Source organism: Mucilaginibacter sp. P2_D11 (genome assembly GCF_056404435.1).
Map to the genome: position 1 here is coordinate 195,295 of NZ_JBFUEA010000011.1, position 16,847 is coordinate 212,141.

14 protein-coding genes are annotated in these 16,847 nt (G+C 48.5%); 8 read left to right on the top strand and 6 right to left on the bottom strand.

Features of this window, described 5'->3' with window-relative positions:
• Positions 1 to 84 precede the first annotated feature (84 nt).
• The gene (locus AC1DXC_RS18475; protein WP_477460653.1) at positions 85 to 1,716 is read left to right on the top strand and encodes an amidohydrolase; all 1,632 of its coding nucleotides are present in this window, start codon (positions 85 to 87) and stop codon (positions 1,714 to 1,716) included.
• Complete coding sequence (locus AC1DXC_RS18480; RefSeq protein ID WP_477460654.1) at positions 1,703 to 3,517, top strand: serine hydrolase domain-containing protein; 1,815 nt, start codon at positions 1,703 to 1,705, stop codon at positions 3,515 to 3,517. Before AC1DXC_RS18475 ends, AC1DXC_RS18480 begins: the two co-directional genes overlap by 14 nt.
• 293 nt (positions 3,518 to 3,810) lie before the next feature.
• Here the strand turns inward: AC1DXC_RS18480 and AC1DXC_RS18485 are convergent, their stop codons facing one another.
• Positions 3,811 to 5,214 (bottom strand): MBL fold metallo-hydrolase RNA specificity domain-containing protein, encoded by a 1,404-nt coding sequence (locus AC1DXC_RS18485; RefSeq protein ID WP_477460655.1) that lies wholly within the window; start codon positions 5,212 to 5,214, stop codon positions 3,811 to 3,813.
• Positions 5,215 to 5,349: 135 nt separating this feature from the next.
• Here AC1DXC_RS18485 and AC1DXC_RS18490 point away from each other — a divergent pair, with 135 nt between their 5' ends.
• Positions 5,350 to 5,721: a BlaI/MecI/CopY family transcriptional regulator gene (locus AC1DXC_RS18490; protein ID WP_477460656.1), complete on the top strand. Its 372-nt coding sequence runs from the start codon at positions 5,350 to 5,352 to the stop codon at positions 5,719 to 5,721.
• 2 nt (positions 5,722 to 5,723) lie between these two features.
• Entirely contained in the window at positions 5,724 to 7,718 is a 1,995-nt protein-coding gene (locus tag AC1DXC_RS18495; RefSeq protein WP_477460657.1) for a TonB family protein, read from the top strand.
• 262 nt (positions 7,719 to 7,980) lie between these two features.
• Here the strand turns inward: AC1DXC_RS18495 and AC1DXC_RS18500 are convergent, their stop codons facing one another.
• Positions 7,981 to 8,136 (bottom strand): lmo0937 family membrane protein, encoded by a 156-nt coding sequence (locus AC1DXC_RS18500; RefSeq protein ID WP_477460658.1) that lies wholly within the window; start codon positions 8,134 to 8,136, stop codon positions 7,981 to 7,983.
• 121 nt (positions 8,137 to 8,257) lie between these two features.
• On the opposite strand from AC1DXC_RS18500, the gene AC1DXC_RS18505 reads away from it, so the two are divergent.
• From AC1DXC_RS18505 to AC1DXC_RS18520, 4 genes are all read left to right on the top strand, one after another.
• The gene (locus tag AC1DXC_RS18505) at positions 8,258 to 8,725 is read left to right on the top strand and encodes a nucleoside deaminase (RefSeq protein ID WP_477460659.1); all 468 of its coding nucleotides are present in this window, start codon (positions 8,258 to 8,260) and stop codon (positions 8,723 to 8,725) included.
• Positions 8,726 to 8,905: 180 nt separating this feature from the next.
• Complete coding sequence (locus AC1DXC_RS18510) at positions 8,906 to 9,517, top strand: superoxide dismutase (protein ID WP_477460660.1); 612 nt, start codon at positions 8,906 to 8,908, stop codon at positions 9,515 to 9,517.
• 211 nt (positions 9,518 to 9,728) lie between these two features.
• On the top strand, positions 9,729 to 10,724 hold the full coding sequence (locus AC1DXC_RS18515; protein ID WP_477460661.1) for a zinc-binding dehydrogenase: 996 nt from the start codon (positions 9,729 to 9,731) through the stop codon (positions 10,722 to 10,724).
• A gap of 4 nt (positions 10,725 to 10,728) precedes the next feature.
• The gene (locus AC1DXC_RS18520; protein ID WP_477460662.1) at positions 10,729 to 11,742 is read left to right on the top strand and encodes a 2Fe-2S iron-sulfur cluster-binding protein; all 1,014 of its coding nucleotides are present in this window, start codon (positions 10,729 to 10,731) and stop codon (positions 11,740 to 11,742) included.
• 106 nt (positions 11,743 to 11,848) lie between these two features.
• On the opposite strand, the gene AC1DXC_RS18525 is transcribed toward AC1DXC_RS18520, so the two are convergent.
• The 4 genes from AC1DXC_RS18525 to aat form a co-directional block, all read right to left on the bottom strand.
• Positions 11,849 to 13,024, bottom strand: coding sequence for a PepSY-associated TM helix domain-containing protein (locus AC1DXC_RS18525; RefSeq protein WP_477460663.1), 1,176 nt, complete (start codon positions 13,022 to 13,024; stop codon positions 11,849 to 11,851).
• 3 nt (positions 13,025 to 13,027) lie between these two features.
• Entirely contained in the window at positions 13,028 to 15,499 is a 2,472-nt protein-coding gene (locus AC1DXC_RS18530) for a TonB-dependent siderophore receptor (RefSeq protein ID WP_477460664.1), read from the bottom strand.
• A gap of 92 nt (positions 15,500 to 15,591) precedes the next feature.
• Positions 15,592 to 16,179, bottom strand: a complete 588-nt coding sequence (gene ruvC / locus AC1DXC_RS18535) for a crossover junction endodeoxyribonuclease RuvC (protein ID WP_477460665.1) — start codon at positions 16,177 to 16,179, stop codon at positions 15,592 to 15,594.
• 21 nt (positions 16,180 to 16,200) lie between these two features.
• A complete protein-coding gene (gene aat / locus AC1DXC_RS18540) occupies positions 16,201 to 16,839 on the bottom strand; it encodes a leucyl/phenylalanyl-tRNA--protein transferase (protein ID WP_477460666.1) in 639 nt (212 codons plus the stop codon).
• Positions 16,840 to 16,847: the final 8 nt, after the last annotated feature.

Sequence of the window (16,847 nt, forward strand, 5' to 3'; positions counted from 1 at the left end):
TTAATTATTTGATTGCATAACTTTACCTTTACACGTTTGTATATAATATCAACGTTATCTAATTTACATCCACCTGTTTTTTATATGAAGAAACTCTGGCCCCTGCTGTTTGTTCTGCTTGCCGCTTGCAAGCAAAAAGAATACAATGCAGATACCCTCGTAAAAAATGCCCTCGTTTATACGGTAGATAGCACCTTCTCCACAGCAAATGCCTTTGTGATAAGCAACGGCAAAATAATAGCCGTAGGCAACGCCGATACCCTCGAACAAAAATATTTAGCCAAAGAAACAATAGATGCCGGCGGCAAAACCATTTACCCCGGCTTTATTGATGCCCACGCCCACTTTTTTGAATATGGCCTGGGCCTGCAGGAAGTAAAACTGGTAGGCAGCAAAAGTTGGCAGGCGGTGGTAGATACCGTGAGTTCTTACGCCCGCAAAAACACCGAAGGCTGGATAATAGGTAACGGCTGGGACCAAAACATATGGGCCGTTAAGCAATTCCCCAACAAAGCTAAGCTCGATTCATTATTCCCGGTACGCCCGGTTATCCTGAGCCGGATAGACGGCCACGCCGCCATTGCTAACCAGGCCGCCCTGAATATAGCCGGAATAAAACCCGGCCAAACCATTATTGGCGGGCAGATAGAAACCATTAACGGTAAACTTACCGGCATACTGGTTGATAACGCCGTGGGCATTGTAACCCGCAAAATACCTGAGCCAACCGAGCAGGTGGTACAATCGGCATTGCTGGATGCGCAGCGTAATTGCTTCGCGGTGGGCCTCACTACCGTTGACGATTGCGGCCTGCCTTACACCATGGTAAGCACCATTGCATCGTTGCAGCACAAAGGCGATCTGAAGATGCGCATGTACCTGATGCTGGCCGATAAAGAAGAAAACTACGAATACCTGTTTAAACGGGGTGCCTACAAAACACCATCATTGAACGTGCGTGCTTTCAAGGTTTATGCCGATGGTGCCCTCGGTTCGCGCGGGGCCTGCCTTTTAAAACCCTATGCTGATAAGCCCGGCTGGAACGGCTTTTTGCTGAGCAGCAAGGCACATTTTGAAGAGGTAGCCAAAAAGATAGCCGCCAACGGTTTCCAGATGTGTACGCACGCCATAGGCGATTCGGCAAACCGGGTAATACTTAAGGTTTATGCCGATGTACTGAAAGGCAAGAACGACAAACGCTGGCGCATCGAGCATTCGCAGATCGTATCGCCGCAGGATGTAAAATACTTTGGCGAATACAGCATCATCCCATCGGTACAGCCAACGCACGCCACATCTGATATGGCATGGGCCATCAACCGCCTGGGCCCCGAGCGGCTGAAAAGCGGCTACGCCTATAAAGACCTGATGAAACAAAACAGCTGGATACCCTTGGGTACCGATTTCCCGGTGGAAAATATTAACCCCATGTACACGTTTTATGCTGCGGTGGTACGCAAAGACCTAAAGGGCTCGCCTGCCACAGGCTTCCAGATGAATAACGCCCTTAGCCGCACCGAAGCCTTACGCGGCATGACCGTTTGGGCCGCCAAAGCCAACTTCGAGGAGAAGGAAAAGGGTAGCATAGAAGTGGGCAAATATGCCGATTTTGTGATACTGGACAAGGATATTATGAAGGTGGATGGCAGCGAGCTGCCTAATGTGAAAGTAGTAAAGACATATATAAATGGTGTTAAGGTTTATGAGCAAAAATAAGCAGTATCTCTACCTGCTGCTTTTATCGGGGTTCGTAATTTTCAATTCAGCATGCGCGCAAAACCCGCCAATCGGCAAAAACTACCTGCAGGAGCAAAAGACGGCCGAGCTAAGCACCGTACTGCTCAACAACGAAAAGCAGATCATCCCCCTGCAGAGCCTCGATGCTGCTAAAATAGCCAGTATCCATTTCTCGGGCGCTTACGCTACCGTTTTCGATAGCCTGCTGAATAAGTATGCCCAAGTAAAGCCCTTTAACGGCAACGATTACCTGGGCGTTAAATCCCTCGATGCCTTATCGCTCGATACCAAATTTTACAACACGCTCATCGTACAACTGGCAGAGGCAGACCTGAACAATCCGCAGATACTCGATTTTATCAGCACCAACCAAAAGCTAAAGACGGTAGTGGTATCCCTTTTAGGGAGCGATAAGTCGATTGCTAAACTGAATGATGTAGCAGGGCCGTTGCTATGGTCTACCAAAGTTACGCTGGTATCCGCCATGTTCAGCGCGCAGGCTATATTTGGCGGGGTGGCGGTAACGCAAAAACTCAGCAAAACCTATACGCCAAAATACGCCAACGGTACCGGTTCGCTCACTGCCAAAATACGCCTGCAATATACCGTGCCCGAGGATGCCGGCATCAAGGCCGAAAACCTGACAGAAATTGATAAGATTGCCGCAGAAGCCATCAGCAACCAGGCCACCCCCGGCTGCGTGGTAATGGTGATAAAAGATGGTAAGGTTATCTTCAACAAAGCCTATGGCTACCACACCTATAGGAACGACATACCCGACCGGATAACCGATATCTTCGACGTAGCCAGTATGACTAAGATATCCGCCACTACCATGGAAGCGATGCAGCTTTACGATCAGGGCAAGCTGGCGCTAGATTCTACCGCAGGAACCTACCTGGCGCTGGCGCGTAAGAGCAATATCAAAACCCTTACCGTACGCGAATTGCTGGAGCACCAGGCCGGCCTGATACCAGATATACAAACTTTCACCAAAATAAAACCGACTGACTACACCGTAGATTCCTCGGCCAATTTCCCAACGAAAGTGAACGATAACTACTACTTGCGCAAGAATTACTTTGAAGAAGTAATGTGGCCCGATATGCTGAACGCGCCCATCAAAACCCGCGGGCAATACGTGTACAGCGATGTGGGCATGTGCATTATGCAGCAGATAGTAGAAACCATTACCGCCAGGCCTATTAACCACTACGTGCAGCAGCAGTTTTATAACCCGCTGGGCATGCAAACAGCAGGCTACCTGCCTTTGTACCGTTTCCCGGTGGATAGGATCCCTCCTACCGAAGACGATAAAAAAGACCGCCGTACCTTAATAGATGGCTACGTGCACGACCCAACCGCAGCCTTAATGGGTGGTGTTGCGGGCCATGCGGGCCTGTTTGCCAGTGCGAACGATATTGGCATTATGTACCAGATGATGCTGAACCGCGGCACCTATGGCGGCGTGCAGTACATTAAACCCGAAACAGTGGATTTGTTTACCGCCAAGCAAAGCGCGGTAAGTCGCCGCGGCCTGGGTTTCGACCGGTGGGACCCTATTGCCGACCATAAGTACCCTTCGCAACTGGCGTCGGATCAGGCATACGGGCACACCGGCTTTACCGGCACCTGCGTATGGGTTGACCCTAAGTACAACCTGGTTTACGTTTTTCTATCGAACCGCGTGCATCCCAACGTAAGCAGCAAACTGGGCAGCCTCAACATCCGCCCAAGGATACAGGATGTGGTTTACGGTGCGATAACTAAGGGGATGTAGTTGGGCTGAGCGTGGCGGTTATGTCCGCGTCGTGAGTTGACTCACCCGGCCGACGCTATCGCTGGGCCACCCTCTCTGCTTCGCAAAGAGGGTTTGGCTACAATCTACTTTTCACCTTCTTTCCTAACCCTCTCTGCTGCGCAAAGAGGGTCGACGCCCGCGCATGCGGGCCGTCGGGGTGAGTTAAATTTTTTTTCTTCTCTTTCTTTCTTCACCCTCTTTGCGAAGCAGAGAGGGTCGACGCCCGCGCATGCGGGCCGTCGGGGTGAGTTAAATATGCGTGCGATTCCCCCCTACTCCAGCACCACCTTCTGGTGCTGGTAAGGTATCTCTACCTCGGCAAAGCCTTTCTCTTTAAGCTTTTGGGCAAAGTGCTGCTGCACCTCATATTCGCCATGCACCAGGAACAGTTTCTTAATCAGTTTCGGGTCCTGGCAGCTTAGGAAATGCAACAGGTCGTCGTAATCGCCATGGGCGCTCATGCTTTTTATAGACTGTACTTCGGCTTCAACGGCGTACTCTTCCCCAAAGATGCGCACCTCCTTTTCGCCGCGGGCAAGGCGGCCGCCTAATGAGTTCGGCTCGGCGTAGCCCACCATCAATATGGTATTCTTTTGGTTGTTGATGTTGTTTTTGATATGGTGCTTCACCCTGCCCGCCTCGGCCATGCCCGATGAGGAGATGATAACGCAAGGCCGCACATCATTGTTCAGCGCGATAGATTCCTGGGTAGATTGCACGAACTTCAAGCCCTTAAAGCCAAATGGGTCGGCATCCACCTTCATCACTTCTTTCACGTCTTTATTATACACCTCGGGGTGATCCTTCAGTACCTGCGTTGCTTTCTCGGATAGAGGGCTATCTACATAATATGGAACATCCGGCAACACACCTTTCAATTCCAGGGCATTTAAGGCGTAAAGCAATTCCTGTGTACGGCCCACGCTGAAGGCCGGGATTATCACTTTCCCTTTTTTCACCTCGCAGGTTTGTTTGATAATTTCCAGCAGCGCATCCTCAATGGGGCCGATGTCTTTGTGCAGGCTATCGCCATAGGTCGATTCCAGCAGGATATAATCCGCCTGCGGGAAGGTCTGGGGATTATTGAGCAGCATATCGCCATAGCGCCCCACATCGCCGCTGAAGGTGATATAGGTGGTTTTGCCGTGTTCCTGTGCTGCTATGTGCACGGCCGCGCTGCCCAGCACGTGCCCTGCATCGGTGAATTTAAATTTGATGTTGGGCGTGATATGATAAGCCTCCTGGTAATCTACTATTTTGAAAAGGCCCAGCGCTTTTATCACATCATCCTCTGTATACAAAGCCTCCAGTAAGGGCAAGCCTTTCCGCGCCCGGTGCTTATTGCTGTACTCTACATCCTGTTCCTGTATCTTGGCCGAATCTAAAAGCAATATCTTACATAGGTCCATGGTGGCGGCGGTGCAGAATATCTGCCCCTCGAAACCTTCGGCCACCAGGCGCGGTATCAATCCGCAATGATCAATGTGCGCATGCGAGAGGATAAGGTAATCAACCTTAGCCGGGTTGAACCCGAAATGCTCATTCATCTCTTCTGTTTGCTCGCCCAGGCCCTGGAACATTCCGCAATCTAAAAGTATGCCGGTGCCATCCTGAAGGCGCAAAAGGTGCTTGCTGCCGGTTACGTTACGGGCGGCGCCGTGAAAAGTAATATCCATGTATAATTGGTTGTGCGTTTTACAACCAAACATGCACATAAAAGTTTGATAAATAAAAAACTAAGTATTTAGTTGTAATTTTCATTTTAATATTTTAACTTCGTTTAACTAATATTTTAGTTTATCTCACATAGTATGGAAATTAAAGATTTAACCCGCGCCGAAGAACAGATAATGCAGGTGCTTTGGCAGTTGAAGAAAGGCTTCGTAAAAGATGTTTTAGATATTTTGCCCGAGCCAAAACCTGCATACAACACGGTATCAACCATCATCAGAATACTGGAAACCAAGGGTTTTGTTGGGCACACGGCCTACGGTAAAAGCCATGAGTACCACCCCATAGTGAGCAAAGAGCAATACCAGAATTTTGCCGCCGATAAACTGCTCAGCGGCTACTTCGACAACTCGGTAAACAGGATGCTTTCGTTCTTCGTGAAGAAAGAGAAGATAGACCTGAAAGAAGCCGACGAGATAATGAAACTGATTGAAAAACTAAAAGATAAATAGTTATGGCCTGGTGGAATTATTTATTACTGGTAAATATTTACCTCACCCTGTTCTTTGGCTTTTATTCGCTGCTGCTTCGCCGCGAAACCTTCTTTCAGCTTAACCGCATCTACCTGGTAGGTGCGGCGTTGCTGTCGTTTTTTATCCCGCTGATACAATCCGACTGGGTAAAAAACCTTTTCATAACCCAGAAGGTACAGTATGCTGTTTATGGCACCGGCGCCGAAATTAACATTACCGCACTGGCGCCCATTGAGGATACCGCCTACACCCTGGGAGAGATCATCGTGATGATATACCTGGCCGGCGTAATACTGCTTGCGTTACGGCTGATGTGGCAATTTATACAACTAAAAAGGGTGATTAAACAGGCCCTCCCATCCATGCCCTACTCGTTTTTCAATGTGATACATGTTGCCGATGATACCGAAAATAAGGAGGTAATTATGGCGCATGAGGAGGTACATGCCAAACAATGGCATTCGGCAGATGTGCTTATTGTTGAAGCGGTTATGATCATCAACTGGTTCAACCCTGTAGTGTACCTGTACCGATCAGCGATTAAGCATATACACGAATACATTGCCGACAGGCAGGCCATAAAAGCAGGCAACGATAAAGCCGAATATGCGATGTTGCTGCTGAGCCAAACCTTTAATGCGCCCACACACCGTTTAGTTAACCCCTTTTATAACCACAGCCTACTAAAACAACGCATCATGATGTTACAGAAAAACAAATCGCAGCGCATCAAATTACTGAAATACGGGCTGTCGGCACCCTTGTTCATCATGATGCTGATATTATCGTCGGCTACGATCAGCGATAGCAAAGCCGTAAAAAGCATCAATAACAACGCCGAGGAATTGTTTTTGCAGCCTGCATCAGCCATCATTCCGGAGGAGGAAGCCAAAGCGTTATACCCCGAGGTGGTAAATGTACTTAGCACGGATAAATTCGCCCCAAAGAAAGCAACATTACTGAAAGAGAAGGTTTTTGCCTTAGATACCACTAAAAAAGGGCAGGTTTATGTGGCCGTAGAACAGCAGCCACAATTCCCCGGCGACGATAAAGCTTTTGCGGCTTACCTGGGCAAAACAATAAAGTACCCGCAAACAGCGCGTAAAAACAATGTGCAGGGCCGCGTAATACTGACTTTTGTGGTAGAAAAAGATGGTGCCATTTCCGATGTAAAAGTGCTGCGTGGCGTAGGCAGCGGTTGCGACGAAGAGGCAGTGCGCGCACTGAAGCAATCGCCAAAATGGATTCCAGGAAAACAAAAGGGCAAAGCCGTGCGGGTGCAATTCACTGTGCCAGTAGAATTTAAGCTGTCACCTAAAACGGCTTTAAACATAAGTCCTGCAAGCAAAATACCTGGCTTGCCCGATGCCATATTTACGCAGGTAGAGCAGCAGCCGGGCTTCCCGGGTGGTAACGCTGCATGTGTTAAATACCTTCAAACAACCATCAAGTACCCAGCCGAGGCACGTAAGAACAAGGTGCAGGGCCGTGTAGTAACCAGCTTTGTGGTAATGAAAGACGGCAGCATAGCCGATGTAAAAGTATTGCAGGGCATAGGCGCTGGTGCCGATGAGGAAGCAATACGCGTAATCAAAAATATGCCTAAATGGTTCCCGGGCATGCAAAACGGCAGGCCGGTAAACGTGCAGTACACACTGCCAATCTCCTTTACATTAGACGGCAAACAACTGAACCTGCAAGGCAAGGTAGACCCCTCCCTGCGCCAAAAAACATCTCAGATTGCGGCAAGCGATACCGCCAGTTACCGGATAGCCGGTGGCTCTACTTTTATACAGTTGAAAGGAAGCATCAATCCATTGTACATAATTGATGGTAAGGAGGCAACCAGTATTGATGCACTGAATCCTAAAGACATAGAGAGCATCAGCATTCTAAAAGATAATAGCTCAACGGCTATCTACGGCGATAAGGGAAAGAATGGCGTAGTGCTAATTGTTACCAAAAAAGCAAAATAAGCTCAGTTTAGTTAATTATAAACCCGGGCCGGCAGCGTAATACTGCCGGCTTTTTTGTGGGGGAGTGTGAAAGATGACGTCTATTAAAACTCAATAGCCGCCTATCGTCATGCTGAACTTGTTTCAGTACCCCACACGGCAGGTACTGAACTATGCTAAACGGCATGCAAAGCGGATTAGCATAGCCGCCACTTTTATGATGGGGTGTTGAAATAAATTCAACATGACGATAGTTTTTTAAAGCGAGATAGCGCGTAGCTTATTATATCGCCGTAGGCCTGCGTATAATACCTAATATGATGGCAATGATAGCAATAACAAGCAATACGTGGATAAGGCTGCCCACGGCAGTAAAAAACACGCCAATTGCCCAGCCAATGATGAGGATAACAGCGATGATATACAGTAATGAGTTCATGGTAGATGATTTAAATGTTTTACAGGTGTTAGTACGTCGAATAGATATAATAGCCGGGGATTGAAAAATGTTTTAAATATTTGCACAGGCAAAAGCAATACAACATCGGTAACAACCCATTATGAAATATTACACTTTTGGCGATGAGCCAGCCATATCGCCCGATGAGTTTTTTATGAACGAAGCCCTTAAAGAGGCGCGGCTGGCTCTGCAGGAAGACGAGATACCTATTGGTGCCGTAGTGGTTTGCCAGGGCAAAATCATCGGCCGGGGCCATAACCTTACCGAGCGGCTGAACGATGTCTCGGCCCATGCAGAGATGCAGGCGTTAACCGCCGCCACCAACTATATGGGCGGAAAGTACCTGCCCGAATGCACCCTATACGTTACGTTAGAGCCCTGTGTGATGTGTGCAGGTGCGTCGTACTGGTTCCAGGTAGGCCGGATAGTTTTTGGGGCATATGATGCCAAACGCGGTTTCGGCAGGCTCAACCAAACCATTACCCACCCCAAAACGTTAATTACCGGGGGCATTTTCGAAAACGAATGCGCGCAGCTGGTGAAGGATTTTTTTAAGAGGAAGAGGTAGTCTGAATTTGTCTGAACTCGAATTAAACGAATTCATGGAATTTTTAGAATTCCGCACATTCGCTTAATTCCTGAAATTCGAGTTCAGACAACTATTAAATGACATTTATTTAGAACAAAAAGTCATTTACACGCTTATATTTGCTCGTCACAACATCGTAAAACTTAAAAACTGAATATTATGGCATTTACACTACCGGCGTTATCTTACGCTACCGATGCACTGGAACCACATATCGATAAATTGACCATGGAGATACACCATGGCAAGCACCACAACGCTTATGTTACTAACTTAAACAAAGCTTTGGAAGGCAAACCAGAGGCTGATGCACCTATCGAAGACATCATCAAAAACATTTCTAAATACCCAATGCCGGTACGCAACAACGGTGGCGGTCACTATAACCACAGCCTGTTCTGGACATTGCTTTCGCCAAACGGTGGCGGCGAGCCTACAGGCGCTTTAGCAGCAGCTATCACCAGCACTTTCGGCTCATTTGCCGATTTTAAAACCAAGTTATCTGATGCCGGTGCAACCCGTTTCGGTTCGGGCTGGGCATGGCTTATTGTTACTGCCGATAAAAAATTAGCCATCACCTCTACCCCTAACCAGGATAGTCCGCTGATGGATATCGCCGAAGTAAAAGGCACGCCTATTTTGGGTATCGACGTTTGGGAGCACGCTTACTACTTAAAGTACCAAAACCTGCGCCCGGCTTATTTAGCTGCCATTTGGAACGTAGTTAATTGGGCACACGTAGCTGAGCTTTACGCTAAAGCGATAGCTTAAGCGGCCCCACTAAAAAGCAAGACTTAATATATTTGAGCGGCAGGTTGGGAACAATTTGCCGCTCTTTTGTTTTATTATTCACCCAATGTCATTGCGAGGAGCGACAGCGACGTGGCAACCTCATAGGACAATCGGATAAGCAAGGTCGACCGTCCTATGAGGTTGCCGCGCTATCGCTCGCAATGACATGGTGGGAAATATGCTATATCCTATGAAAGCCATCGTCCTTGAATCCGCCGAAAACCCCATCGTATATAAAGAAGTTGATAAACCCATCGCCGGGCCGGGCGAAGTGCTGGTACAGATAAAAGCCGCCAGCCTCAACCGTCGCGACTATTGGATCACCGTAGGCAGATACGCCAGCCTTAAATACCCCACCATATTAGGTGCCGACGGCGCGGGCATTGTTGCCGAAGTCGGCGAGGGGGCCGAAAAGTGGCTGGGCAAATCGGTCATCGTTAACCCATCGCATAATTGGGGCGCGCACCCGGAATTCCAATCAAAAGAATTTAAGATTTTGGGGCTTCCCGATGATGGCACCCTGGCCGAATACGTAAAGGTAAAGGCCGAATACCTTTATCCAAAACCCGCTCACTTAACCTGGGAACAGGCTGCTGCCTTGCCTTTAGCGGGCCTTACCGCATATCGCGCCTTATTCACCAAAGCACATCTAAAAAAAGGCGATAAGGTGCTGATTGTTGGCGTTGGTGCCGGCACAGGCACATTCCTGCTGCAATGGGCCGTAGCAGCGGGGGCGCAGGTGTTCGTAACATCGGGCAGCGGCGATAAGTTGCAGCGTGCAAAAGCTTTAGGCGCAGCCGCAGGTGTAAATTACAAAGCACAAGATTGGGCAGAGGAGTTGAAACATTTTTCGGGAGGTGGTTTTGATATCGTGGTAGATAGCGCCCTCGGTCCCGATTTTAATAAAATCCCCGATCTGTGTAACCCCGGAGGCCGCATCGTATTCTTCGGCGGCACGGCAGGCAATATTCCTGAACTTAACGGCCGCCCCGTCTTTTGGAAGCAGCTACAAATACTGGGCACCACTATGGGCACGCAGGAAGAATTTCAAGCCATGCTTTCTTTTGTGGCTGAACACCAGATAGTTCCCGTGATTGATGAGGTATTCCCGCTAAAGGATGCCGCTAAGGCGTTCGCCAAAATGGGCAATTCGGCGCAGTTTGGCAAACTGGTTATAACTGTATAACAGCGTGATAGAGTTTAGGGTAGACGGCATCAAATGGGAGCTGCAGGATACGGCGACCTTTTACCTGGTGGAGAAGATACTGCGGCCAGTGCCTTACAAAGCGGGACAGTTCCTCACTTTCGTGTTCGGCCACCATGGCGAGGAGATACGCCGGTCGTACTCGCTTAGTTCCTCCCCCGATGATGACCGGTTGGCCATCACCGTTAAACGCATCAGCAATGGCGAAATCTCCCGCTTCCTGCTGAGCAAGGTGAAAGTTGGGGATATCCTCACGGCAATAGAACCGGCTGGCGTATTCACTCCCGGCAATTACGAGGCGGCAAAGGATTTGGTATATTTTGCGGCTGGCAGCGGCATCACGCCTGTATTATCGCACATCAAGTACATCCTTAACAGAAAGGGATACAGCAAGTTGCACCTGCTCTACAGCAACCGGGATAAGCATGCGATACTATTCCACAACGAACTGGCCGAACTGGAGCATAACTATCCCGACAGGCTGAACATCACCTACCTCCTCAGCAGCGAAGCAAACCGCCTCAGCAATTATAAAGTGGAGCAGTTGGTGCAGCAGCAACTGCAATTTGAAGCCGCACTGGCCGAATTCTACATCTGCGGGCCGTTCGCATATATGCGGATGATTACCCTTACCCTGCAATTTATGGGCCTGGATGCCAGCCAAATACACAAGGAAAACTTCGTATTGGAAACCATACCTGTTACCGGCACATTCAAAACTTACCCGCCCCGCAACATCCGTATTAATTACAAGGGCGAGTGGCACGATATCGTAGCCGGCGAGAACCAATCTATCCTACAGGCAGCCCTGCAAAATAATATCCCATTACCCTACAGTTGCCGCCACGGTATTTGCGCGGCCTGTGTTGCCAATTGCAAAAGCGGCGAAGTGGAGATGGCCAGAAACGAGGTCCTCACCCCTGCCGATATCGCCGCCGGCCGCATCCTCACCTGCACCGGGCACGCCATCACGGACGGCGTAGTTATCGAATATCCCTAACAAAAATCTTAGGACCGGCGTTCGGTTTTACCCCAAAAAACCGTTAAAAATCTTTAAAAATCGGAGGTTTTTCTGTGCTTTTCTTTGGGTATCAAAATAAATCTGGTTATTGCCCGGCTTGCAAATGCCGATGCGTTTTGCGATGCGATACCGCGCGTGTCGGCTTGCTTTTGGTCTTTGCTTTTTTGCGTTTTCCCAACCAAATAATGAACCCTGTGATAGGCAAACTGGCGCAAATAAGGCTGGCCAAAAATGCGATGATTTTTGTAGTCAGCCCGAATATCTGGCCCACGTGGATATCGTAGTTCATTTCGTTAAGTTTCAGCCCGGCGCTCTTCTTTTCATAGATATAAGCCTTCAGCAGCTTGCCGTTATACTTATCGAATTCAAAGCCCGTAGCGTGCGAATAGTGCATCGATTTCGCGTACGCCCCAACGCCGATTGCCCCCGAAGCGACCGGGTCGTTATGTATCAGGAACATCTCGGCCTGAGGCACGGTTTTGCGGGCATAGGCAAATGCCAGATCGATAACGGGCTGCGGTGCTACCCCGGCTCGTTTCAACGAATCCGACTTTGGTTCCGTTACCTCGGTTTTATAATCTACCTTCCCAAGGTTGGCTACATTGTATATCGTCTTGCTTACCGGCTCGAATGCGATAGCTAAACCGGTGATAGCTAGTATCAACGCAATGGTGGTGGCATAAAAGCCCAGTACGTTGTGCAGGTCATAATTCACCCTGCGCCAACGGCCGCCCCATTTAATGGTAAAGCTGCGTTTGCGGTCGGTTTTGCGTTTGGGCCACCACAGGATGATACCCGTAATCATCAGCACTACGAATATGATAACCGCTACGCCTACCACCCATTTGCCGATAGCCGGTGGCAGCAATAGGTACAGGTGTATATATTCTACAATGATGAAAAAGTTGGTTTGCGGTTTTTCATGGTAAGTGATCTTACCTGTGTACGGGTTCAGAAAAACATACTCAAAGCCGTCTTTCCCTGTATTAGCCAATACCCCGGCAGGTCTTTCGGTACCGAAATAATAAATGTAATCGGGACTTGCCTTGGGGAATGCCCTTTTTACTTCGGCTATCAACTGCGTTGGCTGCACATAAGGTTTACCTGTGTTTTCAACGGTACGATAGCTGTACATGGCATCCTGTATCTCATCCTGAAAGCAGAAGATGCAGCCGGTGATGCTCACTATAAACACCACCAGCCCGGAAATGAATCCGAGCCAGCGGTGGCAAAAAAGCATTACTTTCTTGAAATCTGTCATGCTTTAGAATTTGTAGTTGGCGCTCAGCACAACCTGGCGTAAACGCTGCGGGTTGATGGTTGTATAGCCTGTATAATATTTTTTGTTGGCCAGGTTGTTTACGGCTAAGCCGAAACGGTATTTGGCTTTATCGTAAAACAGGTTGCTGTTTAGTATGGTGTAAGCAGGCAACGAGAAGGTACCCTCGGCAGCGCTGTTGATAATCTTGTTTTTGCTTACATAGTTGCCGCCGAAGCCAAGGCCTAAGCCTTTTAAGGCGCTGCCCGGCAAACGGTAGCTTGCATAGAAGTTAGCCAGGTATGGCGAACCTGCAGTATTAGGGCGGTAACCAATGATAGACGCATCGCCACCTGTGTATTTAGAGTCGTTGTAGGCAAAACCGGCTACGATGTTCACGGAAGGTATCGGGTTGGCAACAACTTCAGCTTCGAAGCCTTTGCTTACCTGGGTACCATCCTGCACCTGGGCAAAGTACGGTAAGCCCGCTACTGAACGCAAGGTATTGGTAACCTTTATGCGATAGTAACTCAGTGTGCTACTCAGCTTACCGTCAAATAAAGAAAGCTTGACGCCGCCTTCAGCCTGGTTGGCGTTTTGCAACTTTGCAATTACAGATTCGTTGCTGGCGTTGGTAAACAAACCGGGGTTAGAGAAACCATTCTGGTAGTTGGCAAACAGTGATACCTGGTCTTTAACCGGCTGGAATATCAGGCCGAATTTTGGCGAGAATGCGGTTTGGTTGAATGGTTTTGCCGATTGCGTACCATCTAACAGGTAACTGCCTTTGTTTTGGTAATTGTCTACACGTAAGCCTACCGAAGCGATTAGCCTATCGGTAAGGTTAATAACGTCAGATGCGTAAGCGCTGTAGGTGTTTGTGCGGTAGATGTAGGGATAGGTATTGGCGTTGGTAAGCGGGTTGGCAGCAACGGTAGCATCAACCAATTGTTTGTTGAACGCGCCATAATCAAAGGTGGGGTCGTTTATCGGGGCGATGCCATAGCTGTTGCCATAATAGATCTGGCGTGAGTTTTGGCGCTGGAAATCTAACCCAACCACAAAACGATGGCGCATGCCCCCTATGTTAAAATCGCCGTTGATGTTTTCCTGTATTTCGGTAGCCGCGAATTTACTGTCGGCGGTAGACTGGTCGTTACGGAAAATATAGTTGTTGTTACCCGGCAGATTTGGTTTAGATGGATCAAGCGCGACAGCTGTTTCATCTGTAATCAGGTAATAATAAGGACTTGGGCCGTTAGAGAAGCTGTGCGTATTTGAGATAACAGTTTGCGACGTAAGCTTATCAGAGAATTTGTATTTAGCTTCTGCATAGTAGTTTGAGCTACGGGCGTAGGAGGTGACGTTATCGTTAGAGTAGGCGTTTTTGTAATTGATGTTCAACTGGCTAACATCGGTTATGCCCATGTCTTTAGGGGTATTGTAAAAGAAGAAGAAAGGCTTGGCAGAATTGCGGCCGGCATACACTTCTGCTTCCAGCAAGAAAGATAATTTGTCGTTCGCCTTTATTGACAAACTTGGCATGGCAGCAAAAGAGCGGCTCTTGCCATAATTTTGGAAACTGCCTTCGTAATTGTAAGCGGTATTTAAACGGAAAGAAACGTTTGAGCCAAGCGGCGTATTCAAATCGATAGTGGTACGGCTAAGATCATAATTGCCTACGGTGTGGCCAATTTCTAAACCAAAGCTTTCGTAAGGTTTTTTGGTTACCCTGTTTATCAAACCACCATAAGAAGCTACCACGCTACCGAATAAAGTAGCAGAGGGGCCTTTTATTACTTCCAATTTTTCTACGTTTATGGCGTCTATGCCGCTGGTAACCAGTCCGGCAATGCCGTTACGTAAACGGGTTTGTGTAACAAAACCACGCAGGGTAAAGTAGCCTCCGCCATCGCCTGCACGGTTGGTAGCATCCCACATTTTCTGTATGCCGCTTGCGTTCCGCAAAGCATCCTCTACATTAAACACCTGCTGCTCTTTCAGCAATTCGCCGGTAACGGTGCTGTAGCTTTGTGCGTTCTCCAGGTTGGCCAAAGGTATTTTTGCAGCATCAACGCTTATTTTACGGGTAAAACGGTTGGCGCGGTTGGCTATTACGTTTACCTCGCTCAATTGCGAAAGGCTTGCGTTGATGGTAATAGTTGGTACCGCTGTGGTTTGGCCCGCAGTAACGGTAACCGGCACTTCTACCGGTTTTACGCCAACATACGATATAATGAGGGTATAGCTGCCTGCGGGGGCCTTAAACGAAAATTCGCCTGCGTTATTGGTGGTGTTGCCGTAGCTGGTACCTGCCAAACCGATAGACACATTATCGGCAACCTCACCTTTTGCGGTTGTTACCTTACCGGTAATGGTACCGCGCGTTTGCGCCAATGTATTTAAAGGATTTATTAAGGCAATGATAATCGCGAATGCGGCGAGGTATCGGAAAAGATGAGGTTGGAGTTTCTTCATTTTATTAAGACTAATTATAAATAATGAGGCGAAAATACACGAAGCTACCCAACTTTACAAGTTATTTATAATTATTCTAAATAATATGGTGATTATTTGGTGGTTCCTTTTACTCGTGAGGCATTATCTTTCGCAAATGTCTCCCAGCCCGAATAAGATTTCCTGGCCTTGCCGCCCGAGGAAACGGGTACCCGCTGGAACGAATGGCAAACGGCTACTGCCAGCCCATCGGTAGCATCCAAAAAGTCGGGGGTTTCTTTAAATTTAAGCAGGGTTTGTAGCATTGCAGCAACTTGCTCTTTGGTGGCGTTGCCGTTACCGGTGATAGATTGCTTTATTTTGCGGGGAGCGTACTCGGTTATCACCACATTGCGTGAAAGCGCCGCGGCTATAGCCATGCCCTGGGCGCGGCCCAGTTTCAGCATCACCTGTATGTTTTTGCCATAGAAAGGGGCTTCGATAGCCAGGCAATCGGGCTTGTAGTTATCTATCAGGGCAACGGTTTTTTCGAAGATGCGTTGCAGCTTCAGCATATGGTGGTCTATCTTTTCCATCTTCACCACGCCCATGCTTATCAGTTCAATTTTAGGCCCCTTCTCCAGCACCAGGCCGTAGCCCATTACCGCGGTACCAGGGTCTATACCTAAAATGATGCGCTCCTTGTTGTTTATCTCGTCCATCTGCTGCTACAAAACTAAGCTTTAGGCGATGGATTTGTGCAGTATGCCTGTATATTCTTCGCGGCTTATCATGTGGGCACCCATGCTTTCGAGGTGTTCGGTGTAAACCTGGCAATCTATCAGCTCATAATCACCGGTTTGGCAAAGCCAGATGAGGGCCATTTTTGATGCATTGCTGGCCCGGCTAAACATACTCTCGCCACAAAACACCCTACCCACTTTTACGCCATACAGGCCACCCACCAGGTTGCCCTGCTGCCAAACCTCTATAGAATGTGCATAGCCTTTTTGATGCAGCAATGAATACGCGGCTTTCATGTCATCGGTTATCCAGGTGCCGTCCTGCCCTTCGCGCGGCACGGTGGAACAAGCGGCGACCACATCATCGAAGCATTGGTTGGTGGTTACGGTGAACAAGCCGCTGCGCAAAACCTTGCGCATGGATTTAGATATGTTCAGCTGGTTGGGGAATAACACAAAACGCTCATGCGGCGAAAACCAAAGGATAGGCTCCCCCTCACTATACCATGGGAAAATACCGCTGGCATAAGCCAATAACAGGCGTTCGGTGCTTAAGTCGCCGCCAACAGCCAGCAGCCCGTCCTCTTCGGCAAAGGCCGGGTCGGGGAAAAGGATGCGCTCATCAAGCCGGAATATCATCCCGGCAA

Excerpts from the sequence above, each read along its gene's own strand:
- AC1DXC_RS18475 (WP_477460653.1), top strand. The coding sequence starts at position 85 with ATGAAGAAACTCTGGCCCCTGCTGTTTGTTCTGCTTGCCGCTTGCAAG.
- AC1DXC_RS18480 (WP_477460654.1), top strand. The coding sequence starts at position 1,703 with ATGAGCAAAAATAAGCAGTATCTCTACCTGCTGCTTTTATCGGGGTTC.
- AC1DXC_RS18485 (WP_477460655.1), bottom strand. The coding sequence starts at position 5,214 with ATGGATATTACTTTTCACGGCGCCGCCCGTAACGTAACCGGCAGCAAG.
- AC1DXC_RS18490 (WP_477460656.1), top strand. The coding sequence starts at position 5,350 with ATGGAAATTAAAGATTTAACCCGCGCCGAAGAACAGATAATGCAGGTG.
- AC1DXC_RS18495 (WP_477460657.1), top strand. The coding sequence starts at position 5,724 with ATGGCCTGGTGGAATTATTTATTACTGGTAAATATTTACCTCACCCTG.
- AC1DXC_RS18500 (WP_477460658.1), bottom strand. The coding sequence starts at position 8,136 with ATGAACTCATTACTGTATATCATCGCTGTTATCCTCATCATTGGCTGG.
- AC1DXC_RS18505 (WP_477460659.1), top strand. The coding sequence starts at position 8,258 with ATGAAATATTACACTTTTGGCGATGAGCCAGCCATATCGCCCGATGAG.
- AC1DXC_RS18510 (WP_477460660.1), top strand. The coding sequence starts at position 8,906 with ATGGCATTTACACTACCGGCGTTATCTTACGCTACCGATGCACTGGAA.
- AC1DXC_RS18515 (WP_477460661.1), top strand. The coding sequence starts at position 9,729 with ATGAAAGCCATCGTCCTTGAATCCGCCGAAAACCCCATCGTATATAAA.
- AC1DXC_RS18525 (WP_477460663.1), bottom strand. The coding sequence starts at position 13,024 with ATGACAGATTTCAAGAAAGTAATGCTTTTTTGCCACCGCTGGCTCGGA.
- AC1DXC_RS18530 (WP_477460664.1), bottom strand. The coding sequence starts at position 15,499 with ATGAAGAAACTCCAACCTCATCTTTTCCGATACCTCGCCGCATTCGCG.
- ruvC (WP_477460665.1), bottom strand. The coding sequence starts at position 16,179 with ATGGACGAGATAAACAACAAGGAGCGCATCATTTTAGGTATAGACCCT.
- aat (WP_477460666.1), bottom strand. The coding sequence starts at position 16,839 with ATGATATTCCGGCTTGATGAGCGCATCCTTTTCCCCGACCCGGCCTTT.